Origin of the sequence: Chryseobacterium sp. SORGH_AS_0447, from assembly GCF_030818695.1 — a bacterium.
In the GTDB taxonomy this organism is placed as follows: domain Bacteria; phylum Bacteroidota; class Bacteroidia; order Flavobacteriales; family Weeksellaceae; genus Chryseobacterium.
Genome location: NZ_JAUTAR010000001.1, coordinates 1,162,502 through 1,182,430 on the forward strand (window position 1 = coordinate 1,162,502; position 19,929 = coordinate 1,182,430).

Sequence of the window (19,929 nt, forward strand, 5' to 3'; positions counted from 1 at the left end):
ATCGAACTGCGATGATACAAAATTTATTTTAACTTTGTGTAAAATTAAACGGTATGATTGTCAATATAGAATTAGAAAATACGGCAGATTTCGCGTTTATAAAACAGCTTCTGGAAAATATCAAAGGCATCAAGTCGGTTTCTATAGAGCAGAATAACGAAATATATGAAGACGGCACACCAAAATGGTTTATCGAAAAGCTGTCTGAATATGCTGATAGTCTTGAAGAGAAAGACATGATTTCCGAGGAAGAGTTTTTTGCAAACGCCAGAAAAAAAGTATGCGAATTATATTCTCGGAAATAGCGAGCCGAAGTTATGAAGATATCATTGAATTTCTTTCCAGAAATTGGACTGAGAAAGAAATCAGCCTGTTTATCGATGAAGCAGAAAAGGTAGCCGGTAAATTAAAAAAAGGTAAATTTAATTTATATCAAAAATATTCTCATGATGTCCGTTCTGCGTTGATCGGTAAAAAACACGTACGGATGTTCTTCAGAAAAGAAAATGATGATCTGATCAAAGTTCTTCTTTTTTTCGATATGCGGCAGGATCCGCAAAAACTATTAGATTTGTTGTCATGAAAAAGCTTCTTCTCTTTTTTTCGGTCCTATTTGTATTTTTCTCTTTTACACGGGCAAAGCATCCTTATCATGTAGGCTCGGTGGAAATCAATTATAATCAGAAATCAAAAACTTTTGAAGTCACCGGACGTTTTTTTCTGGATGACCTGGAGAACGGATTGAATACGAAATACGGAAAATCCCTTCACTTTAATGATCCGAAATTTAAAACCCAGCTCAACGAATCCCTGAAAAATTACACCGCTGAATATTTTAAGCTTAAAGCCAACAACAAATTCCTGAATGTGAATTATGTGGGTTATGAAGAAGATCATGAGTCGATCAATGTTTATCTTGAATCTGAAAAGGTAGATACTCCTAAAAAAGTAGAAGCTGCCGTAAGTTTTCTTTATAATTTATTTGACGATCAGATCAATATCGTTCATATCATCGTGAACGGGGAGAGAAAAAGTGAAAAACTGACCTATCCAAACCGGTATCTGTTTCAGCAGTTTTGATTAGTTTTCCATCTGCAGCAGGGCATTGATTCCTCGGGCATGCTCCAGCAAATCAGGGAAGAAATTATTATAACATTCTTGAAGAAAATTTTTATTTTTCAGGAAAGCTTCATGAACGGGAATATCCTTGTCTAAATATTTAGCTTTATTAAGAACGTTCCGCATGCTGTAACCGATGTTTTTATCATACCGGTAATTGTAAAGCCAGTCGCCTTCTTCCATTTTTGCCAGCATTCTCCTAAAATTTTCGGGCAGGTATTCGTAATTTTCATTTAGAACACGATAGACTTTTACAGAATGGTTTTTCCAGCCCTGTACAGAATGTAAATTCAGATCGTTGGCTAAAAAATAATCCATTGAAACATCCACAAAAGCCCCGGCATACAATCTTACTAATGGCGCAAACACCTTTTTTGCTTCATGAATGGCAGGGTGGGCGTCCGTAAAAGTGTCAATGGCGCGGTGCAGCGTAATTCCGTCCTGAATATCTTTCGGGAACGAAAAACGGTCCCTGTTCCGGATAAAATCCTCCAGGAACTGGCCGACGATCTGCCCGTCGGTAAAGGTAAGGAAGGAATGAGCCAAATAATTCATAAACGAATATAGAAATTTTTAGTCAGAATCCTGTTGTTGCTAAATGTTTCTACCCACACTCCTTTTTCGATTTCGGAATATTTAAAATTAATGGGAATTTTAGAGATTTCTTTTGAAGAAATCAAGCTTATCAAAAGTTCATCAGTACTGACCACACATTTTATCTGAATAGGAAATGAAAATGGATTTTGTATTTGCAGGTCTTTGTAGCCATAGACCACCGTGCAGTCTGAACCTAAAGGAGTGAAACGCTCATTCTCTTTATAAATATCAATGGAATGGTGAAATCTCTCAATAATTTTTAAACCGGATTGTAAAGCAAGAAAATATATAATAGAAGAAAACTGACAGATTCCACCTCCGAAATCGCTTGAAATATTTTTTTTGATTAAATTTCGACCTTCTTTGAAGCCATTTTTTTTACTGGGCTTTCCAATCAATTTCCAGAAAGAAAAAACTTCGTTGGGTTTAATGATCAAATTGTTAATTTTTTCTTCTACAATTTTTAAATTATGGATCTTATTCTCATGAAATTCACTTTTTTTAATAGTCTGATGCAGCTCAATTTCATATTTTCCAATTTTATCCGGGCTGTAATTCTTCGAATAACAATATTGTGTTTTTCGTTCATCAAAATATCTTTGCAATAATTTTAACTGCATTTTCCAATGATGTGGAATCCATTCTCTTAATTGTTGTTTCATATCTTTTCCAGAATAGCAATATGATAAGAAGCCCAGTTTTTCAGGAAAGTTTTACACAATAAAATATCAAGAGACAAAAAATATTTTCTTAAACCTTTAGGAATTCTGTGGATGGGAAACAGTAAAATTCCAGTTGTAGTTTTTATTTTCCATCGTTTCTCTGATAATTCAGCAATTTCTTTTGGTGCAAAACGGTTTCCGGCATGCCAATCCTCCTGTGGCGAAATAACCTTTCGTCTTCTTTTAGTTGGATAATCGAAAATTAAAGTGCCATTTTTATTTAATTTTGAATAGCATTCATTTAAAAAAGCTTCCGTTTCCTTTTTGTTTTGGTGCATGATTACGTGAAAGCAAAAAATGCAATCAAATTCATTGTTAAATGGTATTTGAGAAATCTCTCCTTTTGCCAGAATTTTTTCAGGATACTTTTGTCGGGCAGCATTAAGCATTTCTTCACTAAAATCTGTCCCGTGAGTCGCAAAATTCAGTAATCTTCCAGTTCCGCAGCCTAAGTCTAAAACTTTTGAATAATTTTTGTCTTTAAAAAAATAATTCAGAAAAGATCTTTCCTGCTGATCAATATATTTACCGTAGGAATTTCCGAAACGGTTTTCATCATAGTTAGCAGCAAGATTGTCGTAATACTTGAGAATGCTGGTTTTCATCATTGAATTTGTGTGTTAAAATAATCTTTCGTGAAAATCTTCGATTTTACTCACCTCTTCGATCTTGATCCCGAATTTCTTCTTGGGAAGCTTATTTAAGTTCGAAATAAAAATTTTCTCGTAACCTAATTTCTCAGCTTCGGTAATCCTCTGCTCAGCTTGGGCGATTGGACGTATTTCTCCACTCAGACCTATTTCTCCGGCAAAACAGTAATGTTCGGAAATGGCGACATCATCATTAGAAGATAGGATTGATGCGACGACCGCTAAATCCAGCGCGGGATCATCTGTCTTGATTCCCCCAGTGATGTTGAGAAAAACGTCTTTGGCTCCCAATTGAAATCCAGCCCTTTTTTCAAGGACAGCAAGAAGCATGTTCAGTCTTTTGGCATCAAAACCGGTGGAGCTCCTTTGGGGTGTCCCATATACTGCGGTACTCACCAACGCCTGGATTTCCAGAAGCATCGGCCGGTTTCCTTCCAACGTTACGGCTACCGAGTTTCCGGAAAGTTCCTCAAATTTTTTGGTAATGAGAATTTCGGAAGGGTTTTTAATTTCCTTTAATCCCTGAGAAACCATTTCATAAATCCCGATTTCGGAAGTAGAACCGAAACGGTTTTTATTGGCTCTCAGCAATCGGAATAAGTGATTCCGGTCGCCGTCGAAGTTTAAGACAACATCCACCATATGTTCCAGTACTTTCGGTCCGGCAATCTGTCCGTCTTTTGTAATGTGCCCGACTAAGAAAACCGGAACATTGTTTTCTTTGGCGTATTTAATAATTTCATTGGAACATTCCCTGATCTGGGAGACCGTTCCCGGTGAACTTTCGATCAGCTGGGACTGTAACGTCTGAATGGAATCGATAATCACAAAATCAGGCTCCAGTTTGTTGGCTTCATGAAGAATTTTCTCCAGATTGGTTTCTGTGAAAAGAAAGCAGTTCGGATTCTGGACATCGGTAAGACGGTCTGCTCTCATTTTAATCTGAGAGGCACTTTCCTCTCCTGAAACATAGAAGATTTTCTTTTTCATTTTAAGCGCCAACTGGAGGAGCAGGGTTGATTTTCCGATTCCGGGTTCACCTCCGATCAGCGTCACCGATCCTAAGACAATTCCGCCTCCAAGTACCCGATTCAGTTCTTCGGAAGGGGTTTTAATTCTCGGTTCTTCATTGGTTTCAACTTCAACGATGTTGATAACATGCTGTTTTGATTTTGAAAAAGGCGGAGTTTTATGGGATGAGGTTTTTTCCACAACTTCTTCCACCAAAGTATTCCATTGCCCGCAGTTCTTGCATTGCCCCATCCACTGGGAATACTGGGCACCGCAGTTCTGACAGAAATATGCCGTTCTTAATTTTGCCATACTGCGAAGTTCAAAATTTTTTTTGGATTTTGGTTTCGATTTTTAGTTAATTTTCGGCCATGAAAAATATTTTTTGAGCTTACTGGTATTTGTGGTCATGTCATTGTTACATGCGCAATTGGCAGATTGGGAAGTAAGTTTTCTGAAATTACCAGGCGGAAGTTATGGAATGTTGTCTGTATTTATGCTTATTCTCTGCTCCATAATTACCGGAATCGGTTTGCTTACGGTGATTATCTTTAGAAAAACGTATTATTCCATTCTGAGAACTGCTGTTTTATTTGAAATTATTTATCTTTTGTTTCTGATCATCTCAGGAAATACCCCTTTTTTATATTTTTATGAAACGACCAATGAAAACCTTTTAATGATAATGACATACGGAAATGCAATTGTGGTGTTTCTTATCATGTTTATAGCTCATTTATTATATTTAAAGATAATTCGTTGGGGCAGTAAAAAATAACATAGATCAACGTCTTATGATAATCACTTGTCTACCTTTGTCTAAGAAATTAATTAATAATATTATAATATGAAAAAAGTATTTTTAACTTTTGTACTGGCACTATTCAGTGTTGTAAGTTTTGCACAGACGGCGTGGAGTGTAGATCCAATGCATTCCTCAGTTAATTTTAACATCAAGCATATGGGGATCAGCTTTGTACAGGGAAGATTTGATAAGTTTGACGGAAAAGTAGTGACTGCTGGGGATAATTTGAACAATGCAGAGTTTTCTTTCTTTGTTGAGGTGAACTCCATCAACACCGGTGTTGAAATGAGAGACAAGCACCTGAAAAGTGCAGACTTCTTCGATACCGAAAAATTTCCGAGAATGACTTTTGAATCCGGCTCTATCACCAAAGATAAAAACAATACCTACGTGTTGAAAGGAAAACTGACGATTAAAGATGTTACCAAAGAAATCACTGTACCGGTAACTTTCGGAGGGGTAACAAAAAACCAACAGGGAAAAGAAGTAATGGGATTCCAGACCACATTTAAGGTAAACCGTCTGGATTATAATATCAAATATGATCCTACAGGAGCCGGTGTGGCAAAAGATGTTGACGTTAACTTATATTTTGAGTTGGTTAAGCAATAATTTTATATATAATTTGGTTTAAGAAAAGGTTTTCAAGATATTGAGAACCTTTTTTTATTTAAAGGCTGATAACGAAATACGAATCGATGGAGTTTATCCAGTATTTTTCTGATAACGATAACCGATAATCATCGTTACAACTGCCGGTAATAAAAGTATTAATCCTTCATTTTCTATGTATTTATAAAGAATTAAAGCCGCTAAAATGAGAATCCATCCCGATAGAAAATAATAATTTGCAACGCGGGAATTTCGGTATTGATGATCATTTTTGCGATAAGGGATGATGATAAAGCTGATGTGGGCGAGAATGGCTCCGTTTACAATATCAATTAAATGATGCTGATAGGTTGTTAAGGTTGAAATTCCCAAAAGGATTAGCCAGATCATCAGGAAAATCCGCCACTTTGAGAGTTCTTTAAACACTGACCAGAATAATAAAAGCAAAAGCAATATGCAGCGATGGCGACTGGTTGAAGGGGGAATCGAAAGTTTTTAAGAAGGAAAAAGGCAGTCCTAAAATATTCTGAGAAACTTCAGGTTTTGTAAATGAAAATCGTAAAGGCACCGTAATGAAAAATATTCCTGCAGTAATCGTTACAAAAAGCATTCTCCACGTTAATATTTTTAATTGCTGTCTACTTGTACATGAAAAAAATACCATGCAGAAGAAAATCCCGCTTGCCATGTACGGAATAATCGACAGAGGCATGAACGGGATTGATTTTTCAAAATCAAAAGTGAATGACGGCACGTCATCTAAGGAAGATGCGTACCAGGTACAAAAATTATAGACGGTCATAAAAACGATCGTACAGACCGTTAATGCAAATATCTGCTGCCAGATTTTCAATTGCTTTTCAGTCATTCGCTTTTTCAACATCATAGGATTTAGCAATAAAGAGGGAAGATCCGGTCGTAATTTCATTATCTGATTTGTCTTTAAAGGAAAATAATCATTTTTGTTCTTCAATTTCTTTGAAGATGACTTTTATTTGGGTTAAATAGATTTATAATTAAATAAAGTGATCGTATGGGAAATGCCAAAAGTTCAAGATTTCAAACGGATGAACTTTACCTTTATTTTCTTGTGTAAAGCAATGATGCAGGACGGAACAGTTGTCGCTGCCTTGGCATGAATTAGATATAGAAATCATTATCTCTATTGGTTTTTTGCGTTTTGATAAGATCAAATATAAATAAAAAGTTTCGTTAAGCTTTAGAAAATAGTTTGCCATTTCTCAAATTGATAATTCTAAAAAATTGCTTTGTATTTCTTTTTCCCATAACTTTGCACAAACCTAATCTAATGAGTAAAAAGAATACTAAGTACATCTTTGTGACAGGAGGTGTGACTTCATCTTTGGGAAAGGGAATCGTTTCAGCTTCTCTTGGACTTCTACTAAAATCACGTGGCTTCAATGTAACCATTCAAAAGCTTGATCCTTATATCAACATCGATCCGGGAACTTTGAATCCTTATGAACATGGAGAATGTTATGTAACCGAAGATGGTGCGGAGACGGATCTGGATTTAGGTCACTACGAGCGTTACCTTGATGCTCCTACTTCCCAAAACAACAACGTTACGACAGGGAAAATCTACCAGACGGTAATCGAAAAAGAGAGAAAAGGAGATTTTCTTGGGAAAACCGTTCAGGTAATTCCTCATATCACAAACGAAATCAAGCGAAGGATCAAAATTTTATCCAAACAGAACTACGATATCATTATTACGGAGATCGGTGGAACGGTAGGGGATATCGAATCTCTGCCTTACATCGAGACTGTTCGTCAGTTAAAATGGGAACTGGGTGAGAAGAATTCAATGGTTATTCACCTTACTTTGCTGCCCTACCTGGCTTCGAGTGGAGAATTAAAGACAAAACCTTCCCAGCACTCTGTTCGTCAATTGATGGAAAGCGGAATTATGGCCGACGTTCTGGTTTGCCGTACAGAGCATAAAATCCCGAAAGACCAAAGAGCAAAATTGGCTCAGTTCTGTAACGTGCCGTTAGACAATGTTATTGAATGTAAAGATCTAGATACCATCTATGAAGTGCCGATGTATCTTCAGAAGCAGGACTTTGATGATGTAGTTCTTAAAGAGCTGGATCTGAAAAGCGATAAAGATGCAGACCTTAAAGAGTGGAAAACTTTCTTAAAGAAATTCCAGAATCCTAAGAAATCGGTTGAAATTGCTCTGGTTGGAAAATATGTTTCTCTACAGGATTCCTATATCTCTATTGCCGAAGCTTTCAAGCATGCCGGTGCAGATTTGGAAACTGAAGTGAAAATCAGATGGGTGTACAGTGGAGATCTTACAAAAGAAAATATAAAAGAAACTTTAGCCGGAGTAGACGGTATTCTGGTAGCACCAGGATTCGGAGACCGGGGAATTGAAGGAAAAGTGCTTACTGCGCAGTACGCAAGAGAAAATAAAGTTCCGATGCTGGGAATCTGTCTGGGGATGCAGATCATGACAGTCGAATTTGCAAGAAATGTCTTGGGATATTCCAAAGCCAACTCTATGGAGTTCGATACTTCAACAGAGCATCCTGTAATTTCCCTGATGGAAGAACAGAAAAATGTAGTAGAGAAAGGAGGAACGATGCGTTTAGGAGCCTGGAAATGTTCTTTGAAGAATGGTTCTAAGCTTAACGATATCTACGGTTCTAAAAATATTACGGAAAGACACCGTCACCGATATGAATTCAACAGCGATTATATTGGGGAATTCGAGAAAAACGGTTTCCTGGCTACCGGTACCAACCCGGAAACAGGATTGGTAGAAGCGCTGGAAATGCCGGATCATCCGTTCTATGTTGGGGTTCAGTATCACCCGGAATACAAGAGTACAGTGTACACTCCGCATCCTTTATTTATTGCTTTTGTAAAAGCATGTACTCAGAAATAAAGTAATTGAAAAAGTACAGACGTCATAAAACTCAGGCTAAGAATAATCAGCCTGAGTTTATTTTTTAAGCCATGTTAGAGTTTCTTCAAATACCTGTTGCCAATGGTTTTCATTTTCATTATTTACAGTAATAAGTTTCTCGAAATTGTGACTCAGAAGAGGATAAACTTTAAAGTTGATATTTTTTTTGTCAGTTAATCTGAATCTGATCGTATCATTGCTGAAGGCAACACCGATATCGTTGCTGCCATAAGCGATTAGAATTGGGATTCTTATCTTTTCTAATGCAGTAAAACTTCCAGGAATTGTGAAGGTTTTATATGATCTTAGTGACAGATCATCCAGCGTATTGCTAAATAGGCTTCTGCGTATAAGCTGGTTGTACGAGATATACTCCTGTTCTATTTTCTTTTCTAAGGTACTGTCTTGTCGTGAGATTTCTTCATATCGCATTCTATTTATACTTTCTTCATATCTGCCAAAAAGATTCACTGATAAAACGGCAATTTTCCTGATCTTTTTATGGCTGATATGCAATGCGACGCGTCCTCCCTGCGAATATCCGATCACGTAAATATTTCTGATTCTTTTGTCTTTTGCATAAATTTTTGTCAGCAGATTTACTTCATCGGATAAATGTTCCAATGTATTATACTTGAAATACGACGTTAAAATTTTCGGATCATCAACCTTAAAGTTATCGTCTAAATCTTTAAAATGCTGGTAAACGGGAATTTTCGGTTTTGAAATAATGACAAAAATATTTTCCCGGGATAATTGTTTAATATCGAATGGTAATAAAAGAAACTTACCGTTATCGTCTTCTGAAATTAAAGGGGATGGATCAGAGCCTTGCAAAAAGAAGATCAGATCTTTTTTTCTGCCGGACTCAGGATCTTTCGTTATTTCCAAAAAGTTAATAAAATCATTTTTGATCAGGATTCTTTTATGAAGAAGGGTTAAAGAATCGATGGTATATTTTTCAACCTGCTGCTGCGCATAGATGTTGACAGCAGATAAGATGCATGAAAAAATAAAAAATTTACAAATGTCCGCTTTCATGGTATTTCCATATTTATCATTGAGTGAGCCATATTGATTCTGCTAAATTAAATCTTTTTAAATAAAAGTCTACGGACTCTTATGTTCACAGGAATTGCTGTAAAAAGTAAATTTAAATTTCGCACGTCTCATCATATATCTTTACTGATTATTCTCACCCTGAGTTTATTATATTGTAATAGAGTAGAGTATAGAGTTTTGATAAAAAAACAGTATTTTTGTCGACTTAAATCAGGTACATGAAATTATGTACAGAAAAAGATAAAATTTAATTAAAATAAAATGCAACAGAACAACGGACTCGATAAAAGTCAGATTATCAGTTTTGCGGTTTTATGTGTGGTTCTTATCGTATTTATGTTCTATTTCCAGAACAAGCAGTCGAAAGAGGATCAGATAAAAGCTGAGCAACAGAAAACCGAACAGGTAAAAAATGCCGTAAAACCCACTCAGGCAAATAATATCAATCCTAATGTAACGCCTAATGCCATTCAGACTGCCAGTCTTGCGAATAATGCATTGAGACTTGAATTCAATAGCTTAGGAGGACAGGTTTCCAAGGTGGAACTTGTAAAATACAAAGCGTACGATCATAAAACAGACCAGGCAGATCTTCCGCTTTATCTGATCACGAAAAACAACTCGAATTACGGTTTCCAGTTTAAAGATAAAACCGGAAAAATAATCAATACGAAAGATTTGGTTTTTGCTCCGGCTATAAACGGGAATGTGGCTACTTTAACCGCTGATTACAATGGGGCGACCATTCAGTTCGTATATACGCTGAACAATAATCCTAAAGCAGAACTGAAAGATCAATATGCTTTAGATTTTAAAGTAAGAACACAGGGGCTTGCAAAAATCACATCAGATAACAAGGCCGATTTTATCTGGGATTACAGTGTGAGAAATCTTGAAAAAGGTAGAGCACAGGAACAGTCCCACTCAGAGTTCTCTTATGCATTCAATAATTATAAAGATTATGAATATGACGGAAGAACCACGATGGATGAAGAAAAAGAAACGCTTAACTGGATAGGTGTTAAACAACAGTTTTTTGCTTCTGTCATCGAATCCAAGACAGGATTTACTCAGAGTAAAGGAAACCAGGAAGCTGTAGAAGAAGGGGAGTATCTGAAAAAATTAAACTATGAAGGTTTTGTTCAGATGACGGGCAGCGAACTGAATCAGGATTTCACCTGGTACTTTATGCCATTGGATTTACCGTTGTTAAAATCGTACGATAAAAATTTCGATGAGATCCTTCCATTGGGTTGGGCTTTCATCGGATGGATGAACAGAGGATTCTTTATTCCTATTTATAATTTCATTGCCTCTTGGGGATTAACTGCAGGTTGGGCCATTTTCGTATTAACCATTTTGGTTAAACTGATCTTATCGCCTATTATGTATAAGCAACATAAGCTAAGTGCCATGATGCGAGTAATCCGTCCGGAAATTGATGAGGTAAACGCCAAGTTCAAAGATGCTGATCCTATGAAGAAACAGCAGGCAACGATGGAAGTCTACCGAAAGGCTGGGGTGAATCAAATGGCAGGCTGTCTTCCGGCGCTGGTTCAGATTCCGATCTTTTATGCGCTATTCCGATTCTTTCCGAATTTTATTGATTTAAGAGGTAAAGGATTCTGGTTTGCTAAAGATTTAACAGCTTATGATGATCTGATTAAACTGCCTTTTAAAGTTCCTTTCCTTGGAGATCACCTAAGTATTTTTGCTTTGGCGTGTACGGTGGTAATTTTAATTTATACGGTAATGACTTCAGGAAATATGCAACAGCCACAACAGGAAGGAATGCCAAACATGAAAGTGTTGATGTATATCTTCCCGATCACATTCCTGTTCTTTTTAAATACTTCTGCATCCGGTCTTTCCTGGTATTATTTCGTATCAAATGCCATCAACATTTTGATTATACTCGTTATCAAATATGTGATTCTGGATGAAAAGAAAATTCATGCTCAGATCCAGGCTAACAAAGAAAAGCCGAAAACTGAAGGGAAATTCCAGAAAAGAATGCGCGAGATGATGGAAAAAGCTCAACAGCAGCAAGCCTATCAGGAACAACAGAAAAATAAAAAGAAATAATTTTATTTCAGTATAAAAAAAGAGAAGCACATTGCTTCTCTTTTTTGTACATATAATAAGGTATATAATTTATCAATTCAATCATACTTCAGTCTAAATGACTGTCTGTGGTATTTGGTTGGTCCAAACTTTATCAGGGCTTCCTGATGTTTCTTGGTCGCATATCCGAAATTGGTATCCCATCCGTACTCGGGATGCTCGTCATGAAGCTGAATCATCAGTTTGTCCCTGTAATTTTTTGCCAGAATAGAAGCCGCAGCAATAGACAATACTTTTGAATCACCTTTAATAATACACTCATGGGGAATAAAATTATACGGATGAAATCTGTTGCCATCAACCAAAATTAATTCCGGCCTGATGATCAATTTGTCAAGTGCCTGATGCATCGCGTGAATGCTGGCATTCAAAATATTATGTTGATCTATGAATACTGGGGGAAGTTCGGCAATTGCATAATCCTTAACATGATCTTTTATATAACCATCAAGATCCATCCTTGTCTTAAAATTCAGTTTTTTTGAATCATTAACTAAATTTTGGTTAAAATTTTCATCCAAGATAACCGCCGCCGCAACCACAGGACCACATAAACAGCCTCTACCTACCTCATCACAACCCGCTTCAACATAAAAAACTGACCATTTTTTTATTAAATCCATAATTATCTTAAAATATGAAACATTTAACTATGCAATATTAAATATTTTTAACAAAACATTTGGTTACTTTAAGAAAGTTTTACATATTTGCAAATAATAAAAAATAATCAATTTAAATATGAAGAAATTAACAGCAAGTGTTTTACTGGTGGTTATATCATCTTCTTTCGCAGTAGTTAATGCACAGCAAAGAAAAAATGATACTATCAGAGAAGGTAACATTGGTGAAGTAGTTATTACTGGAGCTTTAGGTCTTAAGAAAAAAGCAGATGCTCAAACTGCTGCCGTACAGGTTGTTAGTAGTGATCAAATTACAGCAGCATCAAACCCGAATGCAGTATTGGCTCTTCAGGGTAAAGTTTCTGGGGTAACAATTACAAATACTAATAGCAGTGTAACAGGTACACCAAAAATTCAGATCAGAGGTATGAGATCTCTTACTGGAAATAATAATGCTCTAGTAGTGATTGATAATGTAATTTCTTCTGCTGCTGCATTAAATCAATTAGCACCAGAATTAATTGAATCCATGAATATTCTTAAAGGTTCTCAAGCAGCTGCGCTTTATGGTTCTGATGGGGTAAATGGGGTTGTTTTAGTGACTACAAAAAGAGGAACTAAGGGAAGGATGAGAGTTACTTACAATGGGTCTATCGATTTCGAATCAGTTTTAAATACACCTGAAAGACAGAGAAACTATGGCCAAGGATGGTATGGAGGAAAAATCAATGTGGAGAATGGTTCTTGGGGAGCACCTTTTAATGGGCCTTTAGGTGGACAGACTGTTGGTTATGGTATCCCTTTGTATGATTATAACGGAGATGGTCATATCGATGTGAACCCTAATGATGATACTGCTACTCCTGATGATCCTGCAATGATTCAATCAAGGTATGCACCATATGGAAAAGATAACGTTAGAGATTTCTTTAAGACAGGTACTGTCTTTCAAAATGGTATTACAGCAAATGTCGGTGATGAAAACAGTTACTTAGTAATGTCTTTGGATCATCTTCAAAGAGAATTTATCGTTCCAGATGATAAGCTAAAAAGAATTTCTGCATTTTTAAAAGCAGGGACTAAGTTTGGAAAATGGAGCTTTGATGCTATTGTAAACTATACTCGACAAACGACAAATACAACAGATTCTAATCTTTATGAAGATTTATTAATGTCTTCAACGGATATTCCTATTACGAAATGGAAGGATTATCCGGATAATGCATATGCATGGAATATTTATTATCAAAATCCATACTGGAGCATTAAACATGTAAGATTTAATTCAACAACAGATCGATTGAATTTAATTGGTTCCGTAGGATATAAAATCAATAAAAATATTGATGTATTGTATAGATCGAACTTACAATATGTAGGAAGTTACAATAATCAATGGAATGATGGTTGGAGTAGTACTTTGGTTACTGATGCAGCAGCAATTACTTCTTCATATGCACAATCAAATGCAAGCCAGAATAAATATTACGGTGATTTATTAGTTAACTTCAATTATGATCTTACGGATAACTTAAATATGAAGCTTAACTTAGGTCATAATTTCCAAAACTTTAGCTATAATACTACAAGTGCAGGAGGTTCAGGACTAATCATTCCAGGATTATATCAGGTTTGGAACTTGTCAAATCCAACCAATCCATATAGCTTAGATAATACAAGAGGATCATATAATTCCCAAGCAGTATTCGCTAACTTAGATTTAGCATTTAAAGATTATCTATTCCTTACAGCTACCGCAAGAAATGAGTGGAATTCTGTTCTTCCTGAAGGTGAAAGAAGCTATTTCTTCCCTTCTGTTGGGGTGAGTTTTGTTCCTACAAAAATTACTGATATTGGTGGAGATGTATTAAATTACATGAAAATTTACGGAAATATCAGTGGTACAGCAAATGCTTCTTCTGTGGGTGCATACAGTGTTAGAAATTACTTTGGTTTAGGATCTGGATTTCCATTTAGTGCTAGTGGTGGCTTAAGTTTCCTTTCGCCTACATCTCAAACGGATAGAACTATCAGACCTGAGAAGGTTTCTAAGAAAGAAGTAGGGCTTTCATTAGGATTCTTTAATAACAGAATTTTATTAAATGGATCTGTTTATCAGGATGATACAACAGATATGATTACGAATAGAAGTACCTCTGTAGCTTCTGGTATTTCTAGCTTATTGACAAATGTCGGTAAATTAAGAAATAGAGGTATTGATGCAGATATCAATGTAACAGCACTAAAAAGTGAAAATTTCAGATGGGATATCGGCGCAAACTTCACAACTTATGCTACAGAAGTACTTGAAGTAGCTCCTGATACAGATAGAGTTGCTATCGGAGGAACATCATTGGTGGGTATCTATGCAATCAAAGGCATGAAAGGTCTTCAATTGATGGGAACTGATTTCGTAAGAGATGACCAAGGTAGAGTAATAGTAGATGCCACTAATGGTAGACCAACAGTAACTTCTACATTACAGAATTTAGGATCGGTAAATCCTAGATATTTGTGGGGATTCAATACAAGCGTAAACTATAAAGGATTTAAGCTTACTGCTACAGCAGACTGGAGAATTGGTGGAAAGATTACCACAGAACTTCTTCAAAATATGGCATTTAGTGGTAGTTTACCAGCAAGTGGAGACTTTGATAGAGAGAAAGGCTTTATAATGCCTAATTCTTCTTATCTTTCTGGAGGTCAGTATGTTGCTAATAATAGTGTATATTATCAATATGCTAGTGGTGGTACAGGGAATACATTATATGATGGTGTAGAATACTATTATCAAAGTCAATTTGGTACGGTAGGAGCTAATCAAGTTGTATCAGCGTCTTACTTTAAATTGAGAGAAGTTGCTCTTTCTTATACATTCTCTTCAGACGTACTAAGAAATAGTGGCTTATCAGGCCTAACAATTGGAGTACATGCAAGAAATCCATTTGCGAAATACTCTGATAACAACAGAAACTTTGTAGATCCTGAATCAGCTTATACTACAGGAAATGCTCAAGGATACGCAACAGTTGGACAGTATCCTTCAATAAAATCTTATGGTTTTAGTGTAAATGTTAATTTTTAATTAGAAAAAAAATGAAAAAAGTATTCTTATATTCATCAATTGTACTTACAGCTTTTCTCTCATCGTGTAGAGAAATGGATGATAATATTTCTCCGAATAATGTCGATCCGGCACTTATTTCGCCAAGACAAACCTTAACAGCGTCTGAAAATCTAGTTTTCACTGCTCAGGCAGGAACAATGAATTCCCTTTCCAATGTTTGGACAAATACTTGGGCTGGTAATAACTTTTACTTCGGTAACCCATTAACAAGAGAATATTCTCTTGATATTTCTAATACCTTTGGTACAGGAATTTGGACAAGCAGCTACGTAGCGGCCAATAATTTACAGGGGATAATCAACAATGGTGCATCGCTTCCATTACATTCTGCAATTGCAAGAATTTTGAAAGCTTATACTATGCAATATGTTGTTGATTTTTATGGAGATGCTCCTTATTCAGAAGCCTTTAAGGGACAACAAAACCTTGCCCCAAAATATGATGATGATTCCAGCATTTATAGAGAACTTGTTTTAGAAATTAATAAAGCTATTGCTGATATTAAAGCAACCAAGGCCAGTGGTATTAATGGAGGTAATAATGTTTTGCCCACAGAAGATGTAATATTTCAAGGGGATATAGATAAATGGATATTATTTGCCAATAATATAAAGCTTAAAATTCTTTTAAGACAGTCTAAAGTTACTGATACATCTGTAAGATCCTTTGTAGATGCACAGTTACAGACATTTGCTGGATCTACTATTAATACATTTTATACTGGTGATGTAGCTATAAATCCTGGATACAGCAATTTAAATGCATCAACTCCTAACCCGTGGTTTACCAATTATGGAGCAGTTAACTATCAAGGGACATCTCTTAACACTAACGGATGGAGACTCTATAAAGCAGCTCAATATTATGCTAATTCAGTTAACGGGACTACATATGGAACAGCATCAAGAGACCTTCGTGGTAGCCAAATGTTCAGAAGACTTTCTAATAGTAATGCACAACAATCCGCTGCTTCTGTAGTAGGGATTAGACAAGGTGCTGCAAAATTGAGTGGTAGTGAATGGCAGGTTTCTTTCCTTGGATGGAAATTTATAGGCAGCCAGTGGAACGGAAATTTACCATCTCCTAACCCTCCAACAGATTCTCCGGTAAACGGACAAAATCCGGATGAAAGTAATCAATTAATATATCGTATGTTAAATGGTGATACTTCAGGAGGTGTTGAAATAGCTAAAATTGGTTCATCTATGGATGGATATTTAGCTTTAGGCGCTGAGAATAAGTTATTACTTGCTGAGGCTGCAACGTTATATCCGACAATTTTCACATTCAGTGCTCAGTCAATGTACCAGTCTGCAATTGAGGATTCATTTGCATTTTATGGTCTTACTTCTGCGCAAGCATTAACATATATAAGCGCTATAAACACTACTACAGTAGGTTGGACAGGGGCTCCAAACAAAATTGCTGCCATTCAGTACCAAAGATTTGCTTCTTTTGCTAACTTAAGACAGGTTGAAACTTACATCAATTTCCTTAAAACTGGATATCCTAATATTCCTGTTGCAGATAATGCAATCTATCCTAACAAGCCTTATAGATTGATTTACCCTTCGTCTGAATATACAGGGAACTCTAGTAATGTTCCAAATGTAACTCAGGCACAGGCCTTTACTAAAAATCAATTTACTCCATTCTGGAATCAAAACTAATATTTGCCTAGCAAATTTTAATACAAAACCGCCTTCGGGCGGTTTTTTTATTTCCGTATATTTGCAGTTCAAATTGATGGACGAGTAGGTTCTTTAAAAATGACAGATAATGAATATTAAAAATATAATAGAAGAAAAACTTTCGGAGGTTATTTTGAATGTCTACCAATTGAAAGATATTCAGCTGGAAGTTCAGGAAAATAAAACGGAATTTGAAGGAGATTTTACAGTTGTAACTTTTCCACTGGTGAAGCAATTGAAGAAGAATCCTGAGAGCATTGGGGTTGAGCTGGGAGAAGCATTGGCGGAACAGACCGATCTTTTGGAAAGCTTCAACGTGGTAAAAGGCTTCCTTAATGTTAAAGTTAAGAACGAACTTTTTGTAAATAATTTTACAGGTATTGCCGGAGATTTTGATACTATAGAAAAGAAAAATTCTACGGTGATGATCGAATATTCTTCTCCGAATACCAATAAGCCGCTGCACTTGGGGCACATTAGAAATAATTTATTAGGATTTTCTGTTGCTGCAATTTTAAAAGAAGCAGGATATGACGTTATTAAGACACAGATCATTAATGACCGGGGAATCCACATCTGCAAATCAATGCTGGCTTGGGAAAAGTTCGGCAGAGGCGAAACTCCTGATGCAACGGAAACGAAAGGGGACAAATTCGTCGGGAACTATTATGTGAAGTTTGATCAGGATTACAAGCAGCAAATTGCTGAATTGGTGGCTCAGGGTATTTCCGAAGAGCAGGCCAAGAAAGAAGCTCCATTAATCAGAGAAGCTCAGAAAATGTTGCTGGACTGGGAGAACGGTGACGAAAAAGTAAGAGATCTTTGGACTGAAATGAATTCCTGGGTTTATAAAGGATTTAACGAAACTTATAAAAGGCTGGGCGTTGATTTCGATCAGGTGCAGTATGAAAGCAATACTTATATTTTAGGAAAAGATCTTATTCAGGAAGGTCTGGAAAAAGGCGTGCTGTATCAGAAAGAAGATGGCTCGGTTTGGTGTGATCTTACGGATGAGGGCTTGGATCAGAAATTGTTGCTGCGTTCCGACGGAACTTCGGTGTACATGACTCAGGATTTAGGAACTGCTGTTGAGCGTTTCAAACAGAATGATATTCAGAAATTAATTTATACGGTTGGAAACGAACAGGACTACCATTTCCAGGTATTGTTTAAAATATTGGGAAAATTGGGATATTCCTGGGCAGATCAGCTGTTCCACTTGTCTTACGGAATGGTTGAGCTTCCGAATGGTAAAATGAAATCCCGTGAAGGAACGGTGGTGGATGCTGACGATCTGATGCAGGAAATGCACAACATCGCGAAATCCGCAGCCGAAGAATTGGGTAAACTGGAACATTTAACAGAAGAAGAGAAAAGAGGAAAACTACGAAAGTGTAGGAATGGGTGCTCTGAAGTACTTTATGTTGAAAGTGGATCCTAAGAAAAAAATGCTTTTCAATCCTGAAGAGAGTATTGATTTCAACGGAAATACCGGACCATTCATTCAGTATACCTATGCGCGGATCCAGTCCTTACTGGCAAAAGCGAATTTTGAATATAAAGAAGTTAAAGATGTTCAGCTAAATCAGTATGAAAAGTCTTTAATCATGCAGTTGGCCAATTACAAGATCGTTGTTGAAAGAGCGGCCGAATCATTAAGTCCGGCTTTGGTTGCCAACTATCTGTATGATCTTGTAAAATCTTACAATTCATTCTACCAGAGCAATCCGATTATGATTCAGGAAGATGAAAATATCAAGCAGATGCGATTGAATTTATCATACCTTACGGCAAAAACGATACAAAAATCATTAGGTTTACTCGGCATAAAAACAGTAAACAGAATGTAAAATAAAACCTTCAGATTGTCTGAAGGTTTTTTTATTAACTGATCCGTAATTATATTTTTTGTTTTTCCGCCTTTTCCTTTAGGCTGTCCTCATACATTTTCGCATCGTTCCATTTGGCATGCTGAGAGGGGATAACCTTAAATCCTTTACGTTGTGCATAGACTCTGGTATATTCGGCACCGAAAAACACCAGCATACAGGAATAATTAATCCACATCATGATCAGAATAACCGTTCCTGCAGCACCGAACGCAGATGTTGGCTGTGCTTTGCTGAAGTACAGGCTTAAAAGGAACTTTCCCAAAGTAAATAAAACCGCAGTCAGAAATGCTCCGTTCCACACAGGCTTCCACCGGATCCGGATATCCGGAAAAAATTTAAACATCAAAGCAAACAACAGCATGGTAATTAAAAAGCCTACGCTAAAATTGATGAGCTGCGCCAAAATATACGTTTCCAAACCAAAATAAGCTGTGATCCAGTCATTCAGAATGCTGATGACTGAAGAAAGCAGCATGGTAATCATCAGTAAAAATCCGATAATCAGAATCAGTCCCAATGAATTTGCCCGGTCGACGAGAAATTTAACAAAAGCTTTTTTGGGAGCAGCTTTCACTTCCCAAAGGTTATTAAGCGAGTGCTGAAGCTGGAAGAATAGGGTAGTCGAACCAAATACCAGGGAACCGACGCCGATCACTTTCATAATGATATTTTCTTTATCAATTAAGGCTCCGGCGATCATATCCTGAATACTTTTCGCCACATCTTTTCCCATAATCCCACTGATCTGGCTGCTGATTTCTCCGCGGATGGCTTCTTCCCCGAAAAAATGTCCGGCAATCCAGATAATAATAATCAATAATCCCGGAATGGAAAAAATCGCATAATATGCCAGGCTTGCCGAATCGTTGGATGCGGAAGAATTATTCCATTGGGTAAATGTTTCTTTTAAAGTTTCCCAGAAAAATTTAATACGCTTCATCATTTTGCAATCATTG

Annotated in this window: 18 protein-coding genes and 1 pseudogene; 10 read left to right on the forward strand and 9 right to left on the reverse strand. The window is 36.5% G+C overall.

Annotation, left to right across the window (positions count from 1 at the left end):
- The first annotated feature begins 53 nt into the window (after window positions 1-53).
- From QE422_RS05505 to QE422_RS05515, 3 genes are read left to right on the forward strand one after another with little or no spacing between them, the layout of a single operon-like run.
- Window positions 54-305 carry a hypothetical protein gene (locus QE422_RS05505; RefSeq protein ID WP_307455736.1) on the forward strand — a complete coding sequence of 84 codons (252 nt, stop codon included), beginning with the start codon at window positions 54-56 and terminating at the stop codon, window positions 303-305.
- Window positions 281-583: a type II toxin-antitoxin system RelE/ParE family toxin gene (locus QE422_RS05510; RefSeq protein WP_307455738.1), complete on the forward strand. Its 303-nt coding sequence runs from the start codon at window positions 281-283 to the stop codon at window positions 581-583. Before QE422_RS05505 ends, QE422_RS05510 begins: the two co-directional genes overlap by 25 nt.
- A complete protein-coding gene (locus tag QE422_RS05515) occupies window positions 580-1,080 on the forward strand; it encodes a DUF6702 family protein (RefSeq protein ID WP_307455740.1) in 501 nt (166 codons plus the stop codon). The genes QE422_RS05510 and QE422_RS05515 overlap by 4 nt, the downstream gene beginning before the upstream one ends.
- On the opposite strand, the gene QE422_RS05520 is transcribed toward QE422_RS05515, so the two are convergent.
- From QE422_RS05520 to radA, 4 genes are read right to left on the reverse strand one after another with little or no spacing between them, the layout of a single operon-like run.
- Complete coding sequence (locus tag QE422_RS05520) at window positions 1,081-1,674, reverse strand: ACP phosphodiesterase (RefSeq protein ID WP_307455742.1); 594 nt, start codon at window positions 1,672-1,674, stop codon at window positions 1,081-1,083.
- Window positions 1,671-2,378 carry a VanW family protein gene (locus QE422_RS05525; protein ID WP_307455744.1) on the reverse strand — a complete coding sequence of 236 codons (708 nt, stop codon included), beginning with the start codon at window positions 2,376-2,378 and terminating at the stop codon, window positions 1,671-1,673. Before QE422_RS05525 ends, QE422_RS05520 begins: the two co-directional genes overlap by 4 nt.
- The gene (locus QE422_RS05530; protein ID WP_307455746.1) at window positions 2,375-3,046 is read right to left on the reverse strand and encodes a class I SAM-dependent methyltransferase; all 672 of its coding nucleotides are present in this window, start codon (window positions 3,044-3,046) and stop codon (window positions 2,375-2,377) included. Before QE422_RS05530 ends, QE422_RS05525 begins: the two co-directional genes overlap by 4 nt.
- 12 nt (window positions 3,047-3,058) lie before the next feature.
- Window positions 3,059-4,411, reverse strand: coding sequence for a DNA repair protein RadA (gene radA / locus QE422_RS05535; protein WP_307455749.1), 1,353 nt, complete (start codon window positions 4,409-4,411; stop codon window positions 3,059-3,061).
- A gap of 535 nt (window positions 4,412-4,946) precedes the next feature.
- On the opposite strand from radA, the gene QE422_RS05540 reads away from it, so the two are divergent.
- Window positions 4,947-5,516 (forward strand): YceI family protein, encoded by a 570-nt coding sequence (locus QE422_RS05540; protein ID WP_307455750.1) that lies wholly within the window; start codon window positions 4,947-4,949, stop codon window positions 5,514-5,516.
- A gap of 93 nt (window positions 5,517-5,609) precedes the next feature.
- Here the strand turns inward: QE422_RS05540 and QE422_RS05545 are convergent, their stop codons facing one another.
- Together QE422_RS05545 and QE422_RS05550 are read right to left on the reverse strand one after the other, a co-directional pair.
- The gene (locus QE422_RS05545) at window positions 5,610-5,888 is read right to left on the reverse strand and encodes a hypothetical protein (protein ID WP_307455753.1); all 279 of its coding nucleotides are present in this window, start codon (window positions 5,886-5,888) and stop codon (window positions 5,610-5,612) included.
- Between the two features lie 46 nt (window positions 5,889-5,934).
- A complete protein-coding gene (locus QE422_RS05550; RefSeq protein ID WP_307455754.1) occupies window positions 5,935-6,126 on the reverse strand; it encodes a hypothetical protein in 192 nt (63 codons plus the stop codon).
- Window positions 6,127-6,178: 52 nt separating this feature from the next.
- Between QE422_RS05550 and QE422_RS05555 the strand changes: the two genes are divergently transcribed.
- Both QE422_RS05555 and QE422_RS05560 read left to right on the forward strand, forming a co-directional pair.
- Window positions 6,179-6,310: a hypothetical protein gene (locus QE422_RS05555; protein WP_307455756.1), complete on the forward strand. Its 132-nt coding sequence runs from the start codon at window positions 6,179-6,181 to the stop codon at window positions 6,308-6,310.
- A 515-nt stretch (window positions 6,311-6,825) separates the two neighbouring features.
- On the forward strand, window positions 6,826-8,433 hold the full coding sequence (locus QE422_RS05560) for a CTP synthase (RefSeq protein ID WP_307455758.1): 1,608 nt from the start codon (window positions 6,826-6,828) through the stop codon (window positions 8,431-8,433).
- A 57-nt stretch (window positions 8,434-8,490) separates the two neighbouring features.
- Here the strand turns inward: QE422_RS05560 and QE422_RS05565 are convergent, their stop codons facing one another.
- Window positions 8,491-9,495 (reverse strand): hypothetical protein, encoded by a 1,005-nt coding sequence (locus QE422_RS05565; RefSeq protein WP_307455760.1) that lies wholly within the window; start codon window positions 9,493-9,495, stop codon window positions 8,491-8,493.
- A gap of 282 nt (window positions 9,496-9,777) precedes the next feature.
- On the opposite strand from QE422_RS05565, the gene yidC reads away from it, so the two are divergent.
- Entirely contained in the window at window positions 9,778-11,601 is a 1,824-nt protein-coding gene (gene yidC, locus QE422_RS05570; protein ID WP_307455762.1) for a membrane protein insertase YidC, read from the forward strand.
- A gap of 77 nt (window positions 11,602-11,678) precedes the next feature.
- Here the strand turns inward: yidC and QE422_RS05575 are convergent, their stop codons facing one another.
- Window positions 11,679-12,263: a ribonuclease HII gene (locus tag QE422_RS05575; protein WP_307455764.1), complete on the reverse strand. Its 585-nt coding sequence runs from the start codon at window positions 12,261-12,263 to the stop codon at window positions 11,679-11,681.
- Between the two features lie 118 nt (window positions 12,264-12,381).
- On the opposite strand from QE422_RS05575, the gene QE422_RS05580 reads away from it, so the two are divergent.
- From QE422_RS05580 to argS, 3 genes and pseudogenes are all read left to right on the forward strand, one after another.
- Window positions 12,382-15,348: a SusC/RagA family TonB-linked outer membrane protein gene (locus tag QE422_RS05580; RefSeq protein WP_307455766.1), complete on the forward strand. Its 2,967-nt coding sequence runs from the start codon at window positions 12,382-12,384 to the stop codon at window positions 15,346-15,348.
- A gap of 11 nt (window positions 15,349-15,359) precedes the next feature.
- A complete protein-coding gene (locus QE422_RS05585) occupies window positions 15,360-17,060 on the forward strand; it encodes a SusD/RagB family nutrient-binding outer membrane lipoprotein (RefSeq protein WP_307455767.1) in 1,701 nt (566 codons plus the stop codon).
- A 109-nt stretch (window positions 17,061-17,169) separates the two neighbouring features.
- Window positions 17,170-18,931: pseudogene (gene argS, locus QE422_RS05590) on the forward strand (arginine--tRNA ligase).
- A 49-nt stretch (window positions 18,932-18,980) separates the two neighbouring features.
- On the opposite strand, the gene QE422_RS05595 reads toward argS, so the two are convergent.
- Window positions 18,981-19,916, reverse strand: coding sequence for a YihY/virulence factor BrkB family protein (locus QE422_RS05595; RefSeq protein WP_307455768.1), 936 nt, complete (start codon window positions 19,914-19,916; stop codon window positions 18,981-18,983).
- Window positions 19,917-19,929: the final 13 nt, after the last annotated feature.